The organism is Candidatus Erwinia haradaeae, from assembly GCF_900698955.1.
Taxonomy (GTDB): domain Bacteria; phylum Pseudomonadota; class Gammaproteobacteria; order Enterobacterales; family Enterobacteriaceae; genus Erwinia_E; species Erwinia_E haradaeae_G.
In genome coordinates this window covers 257,194-277,396 of record NZ_LR217720.1, presented here as the reverse complement: position 1 = coordinate 277,396, position 20,203 = coordinate 257,194, and the positions used below count along the sequence as shown (strand labels likewise).

Below are 20,203 nucleotides of genomic sequence, written 5' to 3'. Positions count from 1 at the left end.
CAAACTGATAGACTTTTTATGATCTTTCTATAGAAAATCACCACATTTTTTCATCATGATTCCAGCTCAATCTTTATAGCAGATTTAATTCCAGAAAAGTGTTTTAAAAAATTTATTCTTCCTACTCGCTAGCAGCGATGAGTATATGGTTGTTTTAAAGGATGGGTGTAATCACACAATATAACGAGATTATTGCAAGTACTGGCATTGAGTGAGAATCACTGATTCTCCACAATAATCTTGTTACTCCTAAAATATATCTAAGATCATATCTTATAATAAGATCTATAAAAAGTGTCTATAAAACATCTTTTGTTGTTCAACAAATACTTGAGTAAGAAAATTAAAATAAAATAACATGATTTCTCTTATTCAGACAATAGACATCAGTATACTGTCTTAATATTGAATGGATTATTGAAGATAAAAATTGAGACTACCATAATCACTAAGAAAAATATATTTTACAACACCGATATTAGACATGCTGAATCATTTATAAACACACTGTAAATACTACAACCTTTTATTGAGCAAAGTATATCCGATATCACACGCTATGACAATGATTACATCAATACCTAACTCTAACAAAAACCATCTATACGATGTCCTATGACATCGTATAGATGATCGCTGAGATAACTATAATTATGGATATTTTAAAATCGCTTTCCTGTGCCCTGTGGCAGCATGATTATACTACACTTACAGACCCCTCTCTGATCTGGGCATTATATATTCTCTTATTTGTTGTTTTATTTTTAGAAAACGGTTTACTACCAACATCTTTTTTACCAGGAGATAGTTTATTAGTGCTAGTGGGTGTACTCATCGCTAAAGGAATAATAAATGGTATCCTGACCTTGATTATTTTGACCCTCGCTGCTGGTCTAGGTTGTTGGGTAAGCTACATACAAGGCAAATGGCTAGGAAATACTTTTATTATAAAAAAATGGTTATCATACCTTCCCGCACATTACCACCAAAAAGTGAACTATCTCTTTCATAAATACGGGCTCTCTGCATTATTTATTAGTCGTTTTATTGCATTTGTACGTACACTTTTACCGACTATTGCCGGGCTATCGAGCTTAAACAGCATACAATTCCAATTTTTTAATTGGACTAGCGCTTTTCTCTGGGTGCTAGTTCTTTTACTAGCCGGTTTTTTACTTGGTAATACAGCAATATTTTATTATTATGAATCGCAGTTCATGCTCTTTCTAATCGTGCTTCCATTAGGGCTCATGCTGTTTAGTGCCATGGGCATTGCATATATCTTGTGGCGTCACAACATCTCAGAAAACAAAAATAATCATCTATGATAGATTAAATATCAATATATAAATATGAAGAGAAATTTAAAATTGACTGATAATTTTCTAGAAAATCCAGTGTTATGATAAGTTATTTTGAAAATGAGACCATACTTTCCACATTCATTCTGTCATGCTGTAATAATATATTATGAGAACAGAAAAAATAAACCTCTTATTTTAAATCATCTATCCATAACACGCAATAGTGAATTACAAACTAAAGTACGCATAATAATGCACAAATAATTCCTTATTTTCTCATTTGACGTGGCAATTTTAAAGATGCAGTTAGATATGCAAAAATTTCACTTATTTTGAGAATGTGTTTTTGATTTAATGCACGAGATTGGCATTCCACTACCTCATGATTCGCACTACGATCATTTATGATTAAAAGATGTGGAATGCCAATAAGATCCATTTCTGAAAACATAACGCCAGGTCTTTCTATACGATCATCTAAAATAACATCGATACCTTGAAGTAATAATTGATGATATAAATCTTCAGCTATACATCGAATACGAGGCGATTGTTGTACAGACACAGGCACAATAGCAACCTGAAATGGCGCTAAAGATGGCGACCAAATAATACCACGTTGATCATGATTCTGTTCAATGGCCGCAGCTACAATACGACTAATACCAATACCGTAGCAACCCATTCTTAAAATCTGGCTAGAACCATCATTATCCTGAACTAAAGCTTTAAAAGCTTGAGAGTATTTTGTACCTAACTGAAAAATATGACCTACCTCAATCCCACGTTGGAGTAATAATGTACCTTGACCATCTGGACTGAGATCCCCTTCAACAATATTACGAATATCCTCAATTCGCGGAAGAGGTAGATCACGCTCCCAGTTTACACCGCTCAAATATTGACCATCAACATTAGCACCAACAATAAAATCACTCATGATAGAAACAGAACGATCAGCTATAATAGGTATACTTATACCTACTGGTCCTATAGATCCTAGCCCTGTTAAAATATATTGACGAACCTCTTGGTCAGTCGCAAACATCAGCGGAGCGGAAACTATATCGATGCTTTCTGCTTTAATTTTATTTATTTCATGATCCCCTCTTATCAATAAAACCACCAACTCATGGTCGCTTTCTTGACTCGCTTTAACGACAAACGTTTGTACTATGTTTGTAATTGAAAAATTACCATGTGTTGCAAGAGAGGTAATGTCTGTAGTAAGATCTGGTGCAGAAAACTGTATTTTTTTTTGAGTAGGAGGAGAGCGCATAGCAGTTGGTGGTAATGTCTTTGCTATTTCTATATTAGCTGCATATTCAGATACAGTAGAAAATGCAATATTATTATCCCCACTAGACGCTAATACCTGAAACTCATGCGACACACATCCACCAATGCTACCTGAATCTGCTTCGACAACACAAAAATTTAAATCCATCCTCCGTAAGATATTACTATAAGTATTATACATAATAGAATAAGTATGCTCTAGAGAGTCCTGATTTATATGAAATGAATAACCATCTTTCATTAAAAATTCTCTTGCACGCATAACACCGCATCGTGGACGAACTTCATCACGAAACTTTGTTTGAATCTGAAATACATTAATCGGTAATTGTTTATAAGAGTGAATTTCTTTACGCATTAAATCAGTAATAACTTCCTCATGAGTAGGTCCCATTACAAAAAAACGATGATTACGATCCATCAATCGTAATAATTCTGCACCATACTGGTCCCAGCGTCTACTTCTCTTCCATAACTTAGCTGGTTGTACTATGGGCATAGATATTTCCACCCCACCCGCTTTTTGCATCTCTTCACGTACAATATTTTCAACTTTTTTTAAAACACGCAAGCCAGTTGGTAGCCAGGTATAAAGACCTGATGCTAATTGTCGAATCATCCCAGCACGTAACATCAGTTGGTGGCTCATTGATTCAGCACAAGAAGGTTTCTCTTTGAGAGTCGCAAGTAAATATTGAGTAGTACGCATAAATTATAATATCACACTAATGAAAAAACCTCTAGGCATCACTATACTAGTAGTGATTGTTATATATCACATTTTTTATACAAGATTCTACGTGATCAATGCACCATACGAGCATTATTTCGCACAATACGCATTGTGCTGAATTTGATAAATAGATCACACGCTGTATTAAAAAAACATTTGTCTATCTATACAGTTATGGATTGGTGTACTTTACAACATAATGTTAGAATTTCATCGGAAAATAGAATAGACATAACATTCCTATATTCTGATTAAAATTTCATAAAAATAATACTAACAACATACTTAGAATCGCATGCTGAATTGCTCCCTAAAAGTTTGAGTACTCTTTATTCTACATTATTCTATGTAGTCTATGGTTGAAAAACCATCATACTAAAAAATATAATAAATAAGATTATTTTGCCAAAATACTGAACGATAAATTTTCCTTCTAATCTGCATTAGTAAACTACAGGCTAGTCACCAATACACTCATCCGCTCTTTTGATTCTTCCTGAATATTTAACATTTATTATCACAATAAGTATAGATGGATATCTGTGTTATGAAATACAAATATCCTTATGCACGCATCAAGGATCTTGATATACAAGTAATATTTATTACACATCTTCTTATCATAAGATATTACAAAATATCTTCTCATTTTCTTATATACTACATTGTATACTCAGTATTTAACCACATTAAAAAAGAAGTTAATAACACATTGAAATCTTCCTATTTCATACTCTAATTATCAAACTAATAACTAGTATAATAGATAAGAAATCACCCATGCGTAACATAGACGCTATATATATTATTATTATGATAATAATACACACTGTTATATTGTTATGTTATAATTCTCTTATGTCTTATATGCAATATATGCTCTATTATCTCTGGTCATCTACTGTGATTCCATTTGGTACAGAAAATTGGAATTTATCAGAAGATATAGCTTCAATCTTATATTTAGTGAAAATATAGCTGATGCATATACCATCCTCTTCAAAAATACTTACTTTTTTAATAATACCGTTCTGTGATACATTCATACTAAATTTTTTTATATTGTTAAACGATACCTTAGGAGTCAAAGAAAAATTATCTCCTTGTTGCAAAATATGATATTGTCTCCAATATTTGAGATGATTACACGATATGAGTATTAATGGAGTACTATGGATTGCTTGTTGCATAGAATAGATGCTAACTTGTTGAATGCAGGGGGTGTAAAACCATATCGTATTACCATTTGAGATTAAGATATTTTCATTGGGTGCAGACAGATGCGAGTAAAAATAGTTTGGTCGCGCTACCCAAAGGTGTCCATCTTCCTCTTGCAGTATAACATTGCGATGATCACTAACTTTCTGATGAAAGTCAGCATGAAAACTGTTCACTTTATTAAGACGCTGCTGTAAAACGCTAATCGTATCAGCATATACAATACCTCTCGAGCTAAGAATACTAACTAATACACAAATAGTGATAAATATTTTTTTCATCATTGCTGTAAATTCGTACACATAAAGTGATATTGCTTGAAAACCAACTCATCAAAGGTACCACTGAATAAAACTTTTTAAAATAATTATGCTAATCAATTATTAAAATAAATATTCAGATCATGAATAGTTTATCTACATATAATTAGAGCATTTTATAATAAATCATCCAAAATATTTATAATAAATAATTCTTTTAACAACCGATATAAAATCATAACTCTCTTCTAAGCATATACCTATGCCCTTTGGTGTATTCAACGGGATATACAAAAACCATTAGTTTTTTATCTAAAACCACTAGACTCATTATGGTTATATAAGCCATCTCTTTTTTCATACTAACCCTGCAATGACTATATAGATATGCTGATATTTTCTCTTCATGCTTACAGGCTAACACTATCAAATCATTCCGAGGTATACTCTATCTAAGCAAATAACCCATGCGTATATCGTGCCTTAATAACAACATGCTTATAGCGGATCATCCGGTACTTCTATGGATGCCATGCTTAGGTGTAGTATATATCCATTATTAATTTTAATAAAATAAAATATACTACTAGTATAGGATAACTGCTATTCAGATGACATCTGCAACCATATGTTGTGATTTAATAACCACCATGAATCTACTTCATTCTCCTAGATAAAGCGAGAAAAGTCACGTAGACGAAAACCAACTATAAACAACATTAAAATATAAACACTCATACCAGTCAAACAAACTACTGTTAGACGTAATATCCGTGCTGGCATATCACCAAGAGTCCAATCTGGACTCATATGCAATACCAAAACTAGCGAAACACTCATTACTAGCACAGAAAAAAATACACGCATAAAAAAACACAACCATCCTGGCTGAGGTTGAAAAAAATTCTTTTTACGTATTTGCCAATACAATAGACCGGTATTTACACAAGCTGATAGCCCAATGGATAATGATAATCCAGCATGTTTTAACGAACTAATAAATGCTAAGTTCATTATCTGCGTTGCTAGCAATGTACACATAGCAACCTTCAAAGGAGTATTCATATCCTGACGGGCATAAAACCCTGGAGCTAAAACTTTTACTACAATTAATCCGACTAGGCCAACAGAATAAGCTAAGAGAGAACGCTGTGTCATTTCCACATCAAAAGCAGTAAATTTTCCATACTGGAATAAAACAATAGTAAGAGGTTTAGCAAGGATACCAAGCGCTATAGCGCTTGGTATCGCTAGCAAAAAACATAGACGTAAACCCCAATCCATGAGAAGTGAATATTCTTCTTGATGACCACTCGTAAAGCTTTTTGCTAACGAGGGAAGAAGAATAGTCCCAAGAGCTACACCAAGCACTCCAGCAGGAAATTCCATTAAACGATCCGCATAATACATCCATGACACTGAACCTGCCTCTAAAAAAGAAGCAAGAATTGTGTTCATTATCAACGATAACTGACCGAGAGATACACTAATCGTTGCAGATACCATTTGAGACACCAATCGCCATATTCTCTTATCATATAAATGAAAAGATGGAAGGACAAGCAATCCAAGTTTTTTTAAAAAGGGTAATTGATAAATAAATTGCAGTATTCCACCTACCATAACGGCCCATGCAAGTACCATAACTGGTGGGTTAAAATATGGAGCAGCAAATAAAGCAAAGATAATAATACTGATATTGAGCAAGGTTGGTGTAAATGCCGGAACAATAAAATAGTTCCATGTATTTAAGATTGCTCCAGCGAATGAAGCTAAAGAGATAAAAATGATATAAGGAAACATAATACGCAAAAGCGACATAGTTAAAAAGAATTGATCATTAGTGTGAGAAAAACCAGGTGCAGTAATGAGGATGACCCATGGTGAAGCCAATATTCCTATCGAAGTGACCAAGAATAATACAAATGTAAGCAATCCAGATACCTTAGCTAAAAAAACTTTTGTTGATTCTATGCTTTCAGTATCTTTATACTCAGATAGAAGCGGAACAAACGCTTGAGAAAAAGCACCTTCAGCAAAAATACGACGTAGTAAATTGGGTAGCTTAAATGCAACAAAAAAAGCATCAGTGACCATTCCTGCACCAAAGATACATGCTATGAGAGTATCCCGTGCAAAACCCAAAACCCGCGAACATACAGTAACTAAACTAACTACAGCTAGTGATTTTAAAAGATTCATATATGTTCCCACTATAATCTCTGCAATCCCCCTTATACTAGCCATCATCCATCACATCACCTCACATACATTATAGAAACGGTGACGCTGCTAATATAAAAGAAAAGATGAATTTCTGATAATTTTCTATTCTGGAAGGGTGGAGTGAAAATATGAAGAAAACAAATACCATCGAAGAATCGCTGTAAACTCTGTTTTTATTGTTTTGACATAAAATCACTCTTATACACAGCGTCTCTTTTTTTCAGTATCCCTTGATCCTTACTCATCGTCTTAGTATCTTTTTATTAGGCGGTCTTATAAATGACTATAAATATTTTATTCAATATTATATATAGTATCTTTTGTGTGACTAAGTATCTCTGATCTCTCGTAAACACTACCTTATTAAATTTTGAGATTTAAATATTATAAAAATCATCTATTTATATCATAAATATCATTATCTACTCTACTCTTGAGTAGATCAAATTGCATACGTACCTTAATACATATAACGCCAATATCAATACCAAGCGCTCATATTACACTACAATCAGACGATTAATCACCACATCGCACATATCACTGTATAATAATGATACAACTCTCATAAGTTACTAGTGCACGATGCATGCAGAAGAATACTATATGCTTGTTTTTTATAACAAATCCTTTATATCTTACATACCTATAAGCTTTGTGCACTACTGACATACTATGTACTATCTAAGAAAAAAACAAAGTATATTGTTATCATGAAACATATAAAAACATGCAATATTGTATTATAATCATCGTTATTAGATACCTAAAAATAAATAAAAACTCACTTTAAATACAATATTTGGATAGTATTAAAATAGAAGAGTATCTGACGCATCAGACTCTGTATTTTGAGATTGTCATGACATGTATAACACTAATATAATCATCAGTATCTGCTATTATTTGATCTCTCATAGGGTACATGTAGTAGTACCGATTACCTTACTGTCTGCGCTAATACAATATATAAACAGACCATCCCTCATGCATATCGTATGCATGTGACAGTCTTTCATATTTTATGAAAACAATATTACCTACTAGTAAACACTATAAAGCACTTACAGAAGACACACCCAGTAACTAACAACCACATCCATCAGGTATACTCTCTAGAATTTCATCTTCATCAGGAAATTCACCGGCAATAGCTTCTAGTACATCAAGTGGTGTAATTAACCCCTGAACTATACCACACTCACTAGTCACCACAACAAAACTACCTTTGGCTCGTCGTAAAATTCCAAGAAGATTGAGCGGAGTGAGAGTGTCTGATATAATAATAGGCGGTGTTCCGCTTGCAAAAACAGCCACATCAATACCATGATCTAATGCAACTAAAAGCTCCTTGGCCCGAACTACACCGATAATAGAATCCAGTGTGCCACTGCACACTGGGAATAGACTATGTGGAGTATCTAAAAGCTGCATACGCACTTCATCGCGAGGTCTAGTCAGGTCGACCCAAGAAATATCTCTACGTGGTGTCATGATACTACGTACTGAACGAGCAGCAAAAGTTAATACGCCATTCATCATATAACGTTCTTCGTCTTTAAATTCTTCTTTAGGTGACAATGTCTCTACTACATCATGCACAAAGCTATGGCTTACATTTTGCCGATTATTACCCATCAGACGTTGAATAGCTTCCGCAGTTCTTTCTCGCATAGGTCGTCGTTCTTGATAACGGATTAAATTACGTCGTGCCATCTGATTAAATAACTCAATTACAATGGAGAAACTAATAGCTGCATATAAATATCCTTTTGGTATGTGAAAATTAAAACCTTCCGCTACCAAACTAAATCCAATCATGAGTAAAAAACTCAAGCATAGTACCACTACTGTTGGGTGCACATTAACAAAATTAGTTAATGGTTTAGAAGCAATCAGCATAACCCCCATAGCTATGACTACTGCCATCATCATTACTGATAAATGATTGACCATGCCTACTGCAGTAATAACTGCATCGAGGGAAAAAACAGCATCAAGTACGACCACCTGCACCACAACGGACCAAAAACTCGCATAACCTTTCTGCCTCACGCCATGAACATCTCGGTTTTCCAGACGCTCATGAAGCTCCGTTGTGGCCTTGCATAATAGAAACACTCCTCCCGTGAGCAGCATTAAATCACGTCCAGAAAAACTAAAATCACCTACGGTAAAAAGTGGATGACTCATCGTCACCATCCACGAGATCAAAGAAAGAAGACCCAACCGCATAACCATAGCTAAAGATAGCCCAGTTAAACGAGCTTTATCACGCTGTCTCGGTAAAAGTTTATCAGCTAGTATGGCAATAAATACTAAATTATCGATACCAAGGACAATTTCAAGAACAATTAGCGTGAGAAAACCCGCCCACATAGATGGGTCTAAAAGAAATAACATGGAATACTCCGGGGAAAAACACGAGAAAAAATAAAGAGAGTGCGTCTAGTAGACTCACAAATAATGTTTATATACGCGTTAGACAATATTGCAAAATATACAAGGAAGACTATTTTCATTATACAGTGAACATAGTGGCAATACATCTAAAGGCTAATGCCATTTACTCCTACATTTAAAAATATTTATTTTATCTAGGCTGCATTGAATTAGAAATCTCTTTCAATGTGAACGTAGAACGAAAAGCATCTAAAAAGATAATACATTATGTTAACTCTACTTAACAATAAAAAGAAAAAACTACGCATGAACCTACTAGATGAATAAAAATATTTTCCAAAAACATGTAAACTAATTGTATCAGTTAATAACATAACAGCATGCATACGATAAAACCTATATACCGTAATATTTTATTTCTAATTACCGTTAAACGATAGTCATCTCTGTTATCATAATCTCTTTTCACACTTCTAGCTTTATGTATTCACAAAGATTCATCAGAACGCTGTATCGTTTATGCTTATTGTTAGATATATGACTTAATTATCATTCACTATCATTATTGCTTGATACGCACAATATCTTATCATTCCTGTTCGGAAACCTTATCTATCTGCATAGAATTAACCCGCATAAATGACATCAAATCCAAACATAATTCCTGTATACCAAAATGATTTACTGCAGAAATAAGGTAATATCGCTCTGTCCAGCCAAGTGCTTGTACAATAGTGTGAGCACGTAATTCTGCTTCTTGTTGATCTAAAAGATCAATTTTGTTGAACACTAACCATCGTGGTTTTTGAAATAATTGTATTTTATAGTTTTGTAATTCACCCAATATTGTATACACATTATCTATAAGATCTCTATCGTCACTGGCATCTATATCAATAATATGCAATAACACTCGACAACGTTCAAGATGTTTTAGAAAACGAATCCCCAGCCCTAAACCTTTAGAAGCCCCCTTAATCAAACCCGGTATATCGGCAATAACAAAACTATTCTCGCTATCTATAGATACTACACCTAAACTAGGAGCTAACGTTGTAAATGGATAATCTGCTACTTTTAACTTGGCGGAGGACACTGAGCAAACAAAAGTAGACTTTCCTGAATTAGGTAATCCGAGCATACCTACATCAGCTAACAGCATCAGTTGCAAGTTCAAATCTCGTTTCTCGCCTAATGTACCCATAGTCCTCTGACGAGGAGCACGATTAATGGATGATTTAAATCGTGTGTTGCCCATGCCATGCCAACCGCCTTTAGCAAGCATCATTTTTTGATTATGCTGTATCATATCACCCAGTATCTCATCGGTGTTTTGATCAATAATCCGTGTCCCAATGGGAACTCTAATTAGAAGATCTTTTCCTCTCTTACCGGTACAGTCGCTATTCTGACCATGTTGACCACTTTCAGCACAGAAAATTTTCTGAAAATGAAACATAATTAATGTATTGATATTTTCATCTGCCTGCATATAAACATTGCCGCCATCTCCGCCATCACCGCCATTAGGGCCTCCTCGTGGAACATATTTCTCGCGACGAAAACTAACACAACCATTCCCACCATCACCAGCAACTATTAAGATATTTGCTTCATCGATAAACTTCATATCACTTCTCTATTATATCTCATATATTATGTATATTCCATTACACATAAATCTGCTGCCTATTACATCTAATATAAAAGATACGTGACTACGAGTCACGCACTTTACTACATGATACAAGTGATCGGTTCAGATGACTTGTTTTTAACGTATATACAATCAAATAGTAATGCTAATGATAAATACAGCTCATGATTCACTTGCAAGGCAATTGTATTCTTTCAATACCAAAAACATATAAAACATAGATATTATAAAAAATATCATTTTCGTATCTTATTGATAGTAATATCTTGAATGCACAGAGTATATACTGAAGAGTATCATTTAAGTGATTCACGAATATAATTCTCCTGGAATAACTCCCACACATGACATCTTATCGGATTATATGAATAATATGCATCAAACTCTTTTTGTTCTATCTGTCTTAAAAATAAATAGGTAGCAAGAACATGTGCAAAGATTGATATAGTTTTTTGACACTATACATGCTTGAGCACTGACCGAAAAATTTTAATACATGACGATAATAATGAAGATTTAATTTAAATGTATATTTGCATACATTCAATACAATGTGCATATGCATAATAATCGCACTCATAATGTTGGTATATAGTAATAGCATGAAAGAACAAATTTTCATTGATGCTTAAAACGATATACGTCATTTTAAATAAGCAAGATAATCAGCATTTTTCATCGGAAAAGCCATAATTACAATATAAAAATGGCCACCAAGTAATTGGGGAAGAAAAATTTCCATCTATAAATATGTAAAAATATCATGGTCAAGCATTTGGACTGAAACATATAACGTGGTTTCTAAGAGTCATAACTATACACAAGTCACAATCATCTACTCATTAGGTAAAAGCTCTTATTATCTTTTTTGTAAATAATTTACAATAGTTCACCTTCATCTTTAGTTTTCTCAGAAAATCGTTAACTTACATTTTTACATTGTATGAGAAATTATACTAATGTATTTACGTCTTTCTGCCCCCTTCACTTCGAATTTCACCTGACCATTAATAGTGGCAAACAAAGTATGATCACGACCACAGCCTACATTATTTCCGGCATGGAACTTTGTTCCACGCTGTCGTACGATAATACTACCAGCCAATACACTTTCGCCTCCAAAACGCTTAACTCCAAGTCGTTTTGCATGAGAATCACGACCATTCCGCGTAGAACCGCCTGCTTTTTTATGTGCCATTTAGTAAGTGACTCCCTTCTTCTGTAAACATTATAGAGATAATCTTTAAATCAGTGAAATACTGACGGTGCCCTTGATGTTTACGATAATGTTTACGAGCGCGGAACTTAATAATATTTATTTTATCACCACGACCATGAGTCATTATTTCTGCTGTAATCACTCCACCTTTCACTAACGGTGAACCTACATTAATCCTATCATTGTTTACTATCATTAAAACCGTTGTAAACGATACAATTTCACCAATTAAATGGTCTATCTTTTCTAGACGTACTACCTGTCCTTCACTCACTCGGTATTGCTTACCACCACTTTGAAAAACCGCATACATATCATACTCCGCTTATGCACCTACCTAGTTTCGGTTTTATGCTATTCTATAATATTTATTGAAATTTTAATTTTACGAGATTTTTGTACTAAAAACAAGTATTTGTTCGCACGTAGAACAGAAAAGAAAAATACCCTCAGAACAAACACATCACTAATGTATTTTCCAGTACAATCTATTTTAAAATCTGTTATACATGTTACGATATAGGTGTCACTAAAGGCACTTATCATGTCTTTAAAACTATACCATTACTAAATAAACTTATGAATTTAACACACATCAACACACTGATTGCGCATGATATGACAGCGGTCAATACCGCAATACGCGAGCAGCTAAACTCAAATGTTCCTCTGATTAACAACTTAAGTTGCTATATCATTAATAGTGGCGGTAAACGTATTCGTCCAATAATTACCATATTATCTGCACGAGCAATTAATGATTATTCAGGTAAAAAACATATTACTATGGCAGCATTAATTGAATTTATTCATACTGCTACGCTACTTCATGATGATGTGGTTGATCAATCCGATATGCGTAGAGGCCGATCTACCGCAAACGTTAGTTTTGGCAATGCTGCAAGTGTATTAGTTGGAGATTTTATATATACCCGTGCGTTTCAAATGATGACTGGTCTTGGTTCATTGAGAGTACTAGATTTATTAGCAGAAGCAGTAAATGTAATTTCTGAGGGAGAAGTACTACAATTACTAAATTGTAAGAACCCGGACATGACAGAAGAAAGCTATATGCAGATTATATATAGCAAAACTGCGCGTCTTTTCGAAGCAGCAGCTCAATCTGCTGCAATTCTCGTAGGGTCCACCGTAGCGCAAGAGAAATCATTACAGAACTATGGTCGACATATTGGTACTGCATTCCAAATTATCGATGACCTATTAGATTATATCGCTCAAGATAAGCCATTTGGAAAAAAAATAGGGACTGATTTGAATGAAGGTAAACCTACACTCCCATTGCTGCACGCAATGCAGCATTCCACTCTTAAACAAGCTGAATTTATTCGTTCAGTGATTACTCAAGGGAATGGGCGTCATTTTTTAGAAAAGATTCTAAGCATCATGCATCAATACGACTCACTAAGATACACTCACCAGATCGCCAAGAAAGAGGCGGCTAAAGCTATTCATGCATTAAAGATATTACCAAAATCACCATGGCGTCACGCACTCGAAGAATTAGCTAGTATGTCTGTGCAACGTGCAGTATAAGGATACCAATATGATCTATTGCGCATTACCTACACATACACACTTTGTATTAAATTTTGTTGTAAGTATGGCTATTATGCTTTATATAAAAATTGTGATATATTAAAGATATATCAGCATAGTCAATTCTATTTTATATTCCATTATCGAATCTATAAAATTCGTATGACAACATTTTAATGCAACAGTTGTACATGCACACTCATAGTACAATATATATCTATTGAATATACAATTCAATATATGCATTATTATAATCTATAAAATAACTTTGTTTTATTTCTCATTACTTTATTATATAAAGTGTGATATGTAATTCTATATTTTTATAATCTGATGATTTTATCATCTAGCACCGATCTATCCTATATATCCCTTGCATCTCTCCAATCAACGATAAGTATCATCATACTTCCTTTAAAATGGCTCCCCTGACTGGGCTCGAACCAGTGACATACGGATTAACAGTCCGCCGTTCTACCAACTGAACTACAGAGGATTAATGAATCCACAAACTACATTATATCTTAAAAATTTAATGATGTCAAAATGTTATTTTCTTTCTGCTGCATCACACACCGAATAAGCTGTATTATCATAATAATATTCTATATTTTAATGTTTTAACATAACACTCTTTCACTGTACTAACATAGCTTTAACTTAACAGACACCTTGCTCCCAAAGGGGTCAATCACTTTACTTTATCATATAGTGATCTTAAGGACTCGTGATTCTATTAAATAAAAACATCATCTAACGCAGATCAACCCATATGTAGTCGCGCATGAACCATATAGTTAACATCAATATTTGATGTTAACTGAAAACACCTGCGAAGAAGGCTATAGTCTAAGCCAATAATATTATGTGCATATAAAGATGTTTGATCAAACCAACCTAACAGTTCACTCGGTTTTATAAATTTTTTGAAAGTATGCGTTCCACGCGGTAACATATGTAACACATATTCTGCACCAAATATTGCTACCACTAAAGCTTTACTAGTACGATTAATAGTAGAGAAAAACACATTACCGCCGGGTTTAATAAGAGTGGAGCAAGCGCAAATAATAGAATATGGATCTATAACATGCTCTAACATCTCCATACAAGTTATAACCTCATAATAACCAACATACTCTTCTGCATGATCTTCTACTGTTTGCTGAATATAATTGATGAACATATTATTTTTCTGAGCATGTACACGTGCTACATGTAATAACTCTGCGCTCATGTCTAAACCAGTAACATGCGCGCCTTCTCCTGCCATGCTTTCGGACAGAATGCCTCCCCCACAACCTACATCTAGTACATTTTTTTTAAATAAACCATTTGTATACCGACTAATCCAATCCAAACGTATAGCGTTCATACTATGCAATGGTTGCAGCTCACCTTCTAAGTTCCACCAACATGAAGACAAAGCAGAAAATTTATTAATTTCATGCTCATCAACATTATGCGCACCTTCCATATGTTCTTTTCCCATGACGAAGTCACCTTATGGTGAGTGGATCCAGATAGTACAGCATTCATATAGGAATATTACTTCTATATATGAAATTACTCTCTCATAGCAAGAAGAAATCATACAGAACACACCCTATTGGTGATTATATAATAATTCTAATAATTGTTACCGAATAAAAATTATAAGACAAATCCGTGTATATCCAGATGGTTGTACAACATTATCTAACATAATACATGTATATCGTCTTCTTATGATCTTTTTATAAAGATAATCACAATACCCTGACCTAAAAAATACTGTATGATCACATTTAATTTTTTATATACATATCAAAGATATAATACGATACCTGACCATAGTCATCTTCAAAAATCGGAAGATACATCCTCATCCTTGCTCCTGATAACTTACACAACTCTCTTATCTTTATGTCCTGTAGTTCATATAAAAAATTGTCCCCTCTCTCTATTAAGAGGATAAATAATAAAAATATATCTAGTATATTGACTCTACTAATATGCATGTAGGTCTATTCACTACCGTCAAAAAAAATACCTATTGGTAATTAGAGCACCAGATATCATGAATAAAAAATACACATCCTATATTAAAAAAAACGAAATAAAATGTATTCACATAACTGGTAGATTGGATATGAGCGAGAATGGTATCTCTAAGAGACACATATCACTATTAAAATTATATTATCACTCTTCAGATATCTATCATCATACTCATACTAGCGATTAATTCGGACCCATTGAATCGAGATTTAGAAATATTCTATATAACTCACGAAATAGTACATATATTTATATGTATAAATATAGTTATAGATGGAAGAGTCTGACATGGTATTTAAAGTAAAAACCACCCCTCCCTCTTTTGGTAACTGGTAATCTTATACTATGTCATCATTGACGTATGATATTGAGCTACTTAGTGCGTAAGATCATCAAAAAACTTTCTAACACCATCAAAAAAAGTTTTCGAACGTGGGCTATTTTTTTCTCCAGATGCGCCGCTAAAACTATCATTTAAATTACGTAATATCGTTTTTTGATGCTCATTTAAGTTTACAGGGGTTTCTACAACTACTCGACATAGTAAATCACCTGAGGCGTGACTCCGTACTGAAGTAACACCTCTACCACGCATACGAAATAATCTTCCAGTTTGCGTCTCAGGTGGTATTTTTAAAGTTACTCGTCCATCGAGAGTAGGAACTTCAATTTCTCCACCTAATGCCGCCATGATAAAGTTAATGGGCACCTCACAATATAGATTATTCTCCTCGCGCTCGAAAATATGATGTTTACGCATCTGGACCTCAACATATAAATCACCTGCTGAGGCGCCTTGTTCACCAGCTTCACCTTCACCAGTAAGACGAATACGATCACCTGTATCAACCCCGGCAGGTATTTTTACTGATAAGGTTTTGGATTTAGCAATGCGGCCTTTAGCATTACAAGACCTACATGGATCTTGTATTTTCGATCCGCGTCCATGACAATATTGACATGCCTGTTGAACGGTAAAGAAACCCTGTCGTGTTTGCACCTGGCCCGAACCATGACATGCTGCACAAACCTGCGGTTTATTCCCTGTTTTTGTTCCATTTCCATGACATACACTACATTTTTCAAATGTAGGGATGCGGATTTCTTTAGCTGTACCACGTACAGCTTCTTCTAGTGATAACTCCATGGTGTAACGCAGATCAGCACCGCGTGTAGCACGCTGCTGACGTCTACCTCCTCCAAAAATATCACCAAACACATCTCCAAAGATATCGCTAAAATCAGCGCTACCACTACTAAATCCAGCTTGACTGCCTCCACCCATACCACCTTGCTCAAAAGCAGCGTGGCCATACTGATCATAACTTGCACGTTTCTGAACATTAGTTAAGATTTCATATGCTTCTTTGATCTCTTTAAATCTTCCCTCGGCACCTTTATCCCCTAGATTACGATCGGGATGGAATTTCATCGCTAAACGTTTATATGCTTTTTTAATCTCACGCTCATCTGCTGATTTAGGCACGCCTAAAATCTCGTAATAGTCTCTTTTCACCATTGCTCGTAGTCCTGCCATTCACACACATGCACGGACATAGAGTATCTCTACACCCGTGCTAGTTATATCATCGGTGACCTTGACGGCGTACCACGCCTTGTCACAGGCAATTATTTGATGTTATCTTTCACTTCTTCAAATTCCGCGTCAACCACATCATTATCTTTTTTGACATTGTTAGTTGCATCAACGGACCCTCTAGAATCTGCCTGTTTTTTAGCACACTCTATAAGCTTCGTGGAAGCTGCGATCAATATCTGCATTTGAGATTCGATTGCGGATTTATCTTCACCCTTTAACGCTTTATTCAAGTTTAGTAATGCAGATTCAATGTTAGCTTTATCACCTTTCTCTAATGCATTCCCTGCTTCATCGAGTTGCTTACGAGTACTATGTGCAAGCTGATCTCCTTGATTTCTTATTTGAACTAATTCTTCAAATTTGCGGTCTGATTCAGCATTATTTTCTGCATCGCGTACCATTTTCTCAATTTCTCTATCGTTAAGTCCAGAAGAAGCTTTAATAGTAATTTTTTGCTCTTTCCCGCTATGTTTATCCTTAGCAGATACATGCAAAATACCATCAGCATCGATGTCAAAAGTTACCTCAATTTGAGGCATACCACGCGGAGCGTTCTGAATACCATCTAAATTAAATTGTCCCAGAGATTTATTATCAATCGCGCGTTTACGCTCACCTTGTACAACATGAATAGTTACTGCGGATTGATTATCTTCAGCTGTTGAAAATATCTGGCTATGCTTGGTGGGAATAGTGGTATTTTTAGTAATCAAGGCAGTCATAACACCCCCCATCGTTTCAATACCCAACGATAGAGGAGTTACATCCAACAATAATACATCTTTTACTTCACCCGCTAATACACCACCCTGTACCGCTGCACCAATAGCGACTGCTTCATCTGGATTAACGTCTTTACGAGGTTCTTTACCAAAAAACTCCGCAACTTTAGCTTGCACCATAGGCATACGTGTTTGTCCGCCAACAAGAATTACATCATTAATGTCAGAGATAGACAAATCTGCGTCTTTTAAGGCTACTTTTAATGGTTGAATAGAACGGGTGATCAAATCTTCCACTAAAGACTCTAACTTAGCACGCGTAACCTTGATATTTAAGTGTTTCGGTCCAGCAGAATCTGCTGTAATATATGGCAAATTCACATCGGTCTGCTGAGAAGAAGAAAGCTCAATTTTTGCTTTTTCTGCAGATTCCTTCAAACGCTGCATTGCTAACGGATCATTGTGTAAATCAATACCCTGATCTTTCTTAAATTCAGATACAAGGTAGTTGATCATGCGACTATCAAAGTCTTCACCACCTAAATGGGTGTCACCATTCGTAGAAAGGACTTCAAATGTTTTTTCACCTTCTACTTCATCGATTTCAATGATAGAAATATCAAAAGTCCCACCACCTAAGTCATACACTGCAATCGTACGATTTCCATGACTTTTGTCTAGTCCGTAAGCTAAAGCAGCTGCAGTTGGTTCATTAATAATACGTTTCACATCTAAACCTGCAATGCGTCCAGCATCTTTTGTAGCCTGACGCTGCGCATCATTAAAGTAAGCTGGTACTGTTATCACAGCTTCACTCACTGACTCACCTAAATAATCTTCAGCGGTTTTTTTCATTTTTTTCAGCACTTCGGCTGAAATTTGTGGTGGTGCTACGCGCTTTCCTTTAATGTCCAGCCATGCGTCGCCATTATCCGCATTAACAATTTGAAATGGCATGATTTTAATATCACACTGTACTTCTTTATCTTGGAAACGGCGACCAATTAAACGTTTGATGGCGAATAAAGTATTTTGTGGATTAGTTATTGCCTGACGTTTAGCAGGTTGACCTACTAATGTTTCACCATCCTTTGTATAGGCAATGATAGAAGGGGTGGTGCGATCACCTTCTGAGTTTTCTAATACTCGTGCTTTACCACCATCCATAATCGCTACGCATGAATTCGTTGTACCCAGGTCAATTCCAATAATCTTACCCATCTATATATCTCCTACTCAATTATTATTTTATTCATTAATCACATATTCAATCAGAGTATTGATATCAGATGCGGGCATCTTCTGCTATTTCAACTGTTTTTATACGTTTTTTTCAATTTAATACCTAAAATTTAGTACATTTCAAAACTGGAAAATAATACAAACATACACAGAACAAAAACTCTATTCTTGCTCTATTTATTGAGGAAATATATAAACACCATTCCTTAGCGTGTACAGAAAAATGCACATATGTCTCACTACGATAAAAGCGATCAAAAATTTCTTCTAAAAAATAAGATAAAAGAACGTTAAAATTATATGTACAAAAATATCTCGTTACTATATAATAATCCATAATAAAACAAAGACACGCTCGATATATAATCCATATCATTACTTTCCATTAATAAATATTTTAACACTATTACTTTAACGATATGAATTCATGTTAATTAATTATTCATCTATATTATTATTTATTTTATAAAAACAATCTAATTGTTTAATATATCTATGTATCATTTAATAACATATGCGCACTATTTTCTTTTCTTGCAAAATAATACAATTAAGAAAATCTTAAAATCCTGATTGCAAAATATTTTCCGCATAGAAAACATACAACATACGAGTTTTTACATGAAACTTTTGCCAAAAATATTAGTATATTTATCAACTTTAATTAAGTAAGAAAATAATATACTCAATAATTATTATTGAACTTATTAACCCATTCGTCAA

The 20,203-nt window shown here is 34.5% G+C and carries 10 protein-coding genes, 1 tRNA gene and 2 pseudogenes; 2 read left to right on the top strand and 11 right to left on the bottom strand.

The window, feature by feature from the left end; translation table 11 throughout:
- The first annotated feature begins 653 nt into the window (after positions 1–653).
- Positions 654–1,328, top strand: a complete 675-nt coding sequence (locus tag ERCILAFE3058_RS00855; protein WP_157989601.1) for a DedA family protein — start codon at positions 654–656, stop codon at positions 1,326–1,328.
- Positions 1,329–1,572: 244 nt separating this feature from the next.
- On the opposite strand, the gene ERCILAFE3058_RS00850 is transcribed toward ERCILAFE3058_RS00855, so the two are convergent.
- The 7 genes and pseudogenes from ERCILAFE3058_RS00850 to rplU form a co-directional block, all read right to left on the bottom strand.
- Positions 1,573–3,312: a proline--tRNA ligase gene (locus ERCILAFE3058_RS00850; RefSeq protein ID WP_157989600.1), complete on the bottom strand. Its 1,740-nt coding sequence runs from the start codon at positions 3,310–3,312 to the stop codon at positions 1,573–1,575.
- Between the two features lie 908 nt (positions 3,313–4,220).
- Positions 4,221–4,838: an outer membrane lipoprotein periplasmic chaperone LolA gene (lolA, locus tag ERCILAFE3058_RS00845; protein WP_157989599.1), complete on the bottom strand. Its 618-nt coding sequence runs from the start codon at positions 4,836–4,838 to the stop codon at positions 4,221–4,223.
- A 645-nt stretch (positions 4,839–5,483) separates the two neighbouring features.
- The gene (gene murJ, locus ERCILAFE3058_RS00840; RefSeq protein ID WP_157990050.1) at positions 5,484–7,016 is read right to left on the bottom strand and encodes a murein biosynthesis integral membrane protein MurJ; all 1,533 of its coding nucleotides are present in this window, start codon (positions 7,014–7,016) and stop codon (positions 5,484–5,486) included.
- 1,116 nt (positions 7,017–8,132) lie between these two features.
- A pseudogene (locus tag ERCILAFE3058_RS00835) lies at positions 8,133–9,443 on the bottom strand (TerC family protein); the annotation flags it as partial.
- 592 nt (positions 9,444–10,035) lie between these two features.
- Positions 10,036–11,073: pseudogene (gene cgtA / locus ERCILAFE3058_RS00830) on the bottom strand (Obg family GTPase CgtA); the annotation flags it as partial.
- A 961-nt stretch (positions 11,074–12,034) separates the two neighbouring features.
- Positions 12,035–12,298, bottom strand: coding sequence for a 50S ribosomal protein L27 (rpmA, locus tag ERCILAFE3058_RS00825; protein WP_157989597.1), 264 nt, complete (start codon positions 12,296–12,298; stop codon positions 12,035–12,037).
- The gene (rplU, locus tag ERCILAFE3058_RS00820) at positions 12,288–12,632 is read right to left on the bottom strand and encodes a 50S ribosomal protein L21 (RefSeq protein ID WP_157989596.1); all 345 of its coding nucleotides are present in this window, start codon (positions 12,630–12,632) and stop codon (positions 12,288–12,290) included. Before rplU ends, rpmA begins: the two co-directional genes overlap by 11 nt.
- Positions 12,633–12,898: 266 nt before the next feature.
- Here rplU and ispB point away from each other — a divergent pair, with 266 nt between their 5' ends.
- Positions 12,899–13,873, top strand: coding sequence for an octaprenyl diphosphate synthase (gene ispB / locus ERCILAFE3058_RS00815; RefSeq protein ID WP_157989595.1), 975 nt, complete (start codon positions 12,899–12,901; stop codon positions 13,871–13,873).
- A 423-nt stretch (positions 13,874–14,296) separates the two neighbouring features.
- Here the strand turns inward: ispB and ERCILAFE3058_RS00810 are convergent.
- From ERCILAFE3058_RS00810 to dnaK, 4 genes are all read right to left on the bottom strand, one after another.
- Positions 14,297–14,372, bottom strand: a tRNA-Asn gene (locus ERCILAFE3058_RS00810).
- A gap of 267 nt (positions 14,373–14,639) precedes the next feature.
- Positions 14,640–15,368, bottom strand: coding sequence for a bifunctional 2-polyprenyl-6-hydroxyphenol methylase/3-demethylubiquinol 3-O-methyltransferase UbiG (ubiG, locus tag ERCILAFE3058_RS00805; protein ID WP_157989594.1), 729 nt, complete (start codon positions 15,366–15,368; stop codon positions 14,640–14,642).
- A gap of 924 nt (positions 15,369–16,292) precedes the next feature.
- Positions 16,293–17,435 (bottom strand): molecular chaperone DnaJ, encoded by a 1,143-nt coding sequence (gene dnaJ, locus ERCILAFE3058_RS00800; RefSeq protein WP_157990049.1) that lies wholly within the window; start codon positions 17,433–17,435, stop codon positions 16,293–16,295.
- Between the two features lie 110 nt (positions 17,436–17,545).
- Positions 17,546–19,459 carry a molecular chaperone DnaK gene (gene dnaK, locus ERCILAFE3058_RS00795; RefSeq protein WP_157989593.1) on the bottom strand — a complete coding sequence of 638 codons (1,914 nt, stop codon included), beginning with the start codon at positions 19,457–19,459 and terminating at the stop codon, positions 17,546–17,548.
- Positions 19,460–20,203 lie beyond the last annotated feature (744 nt).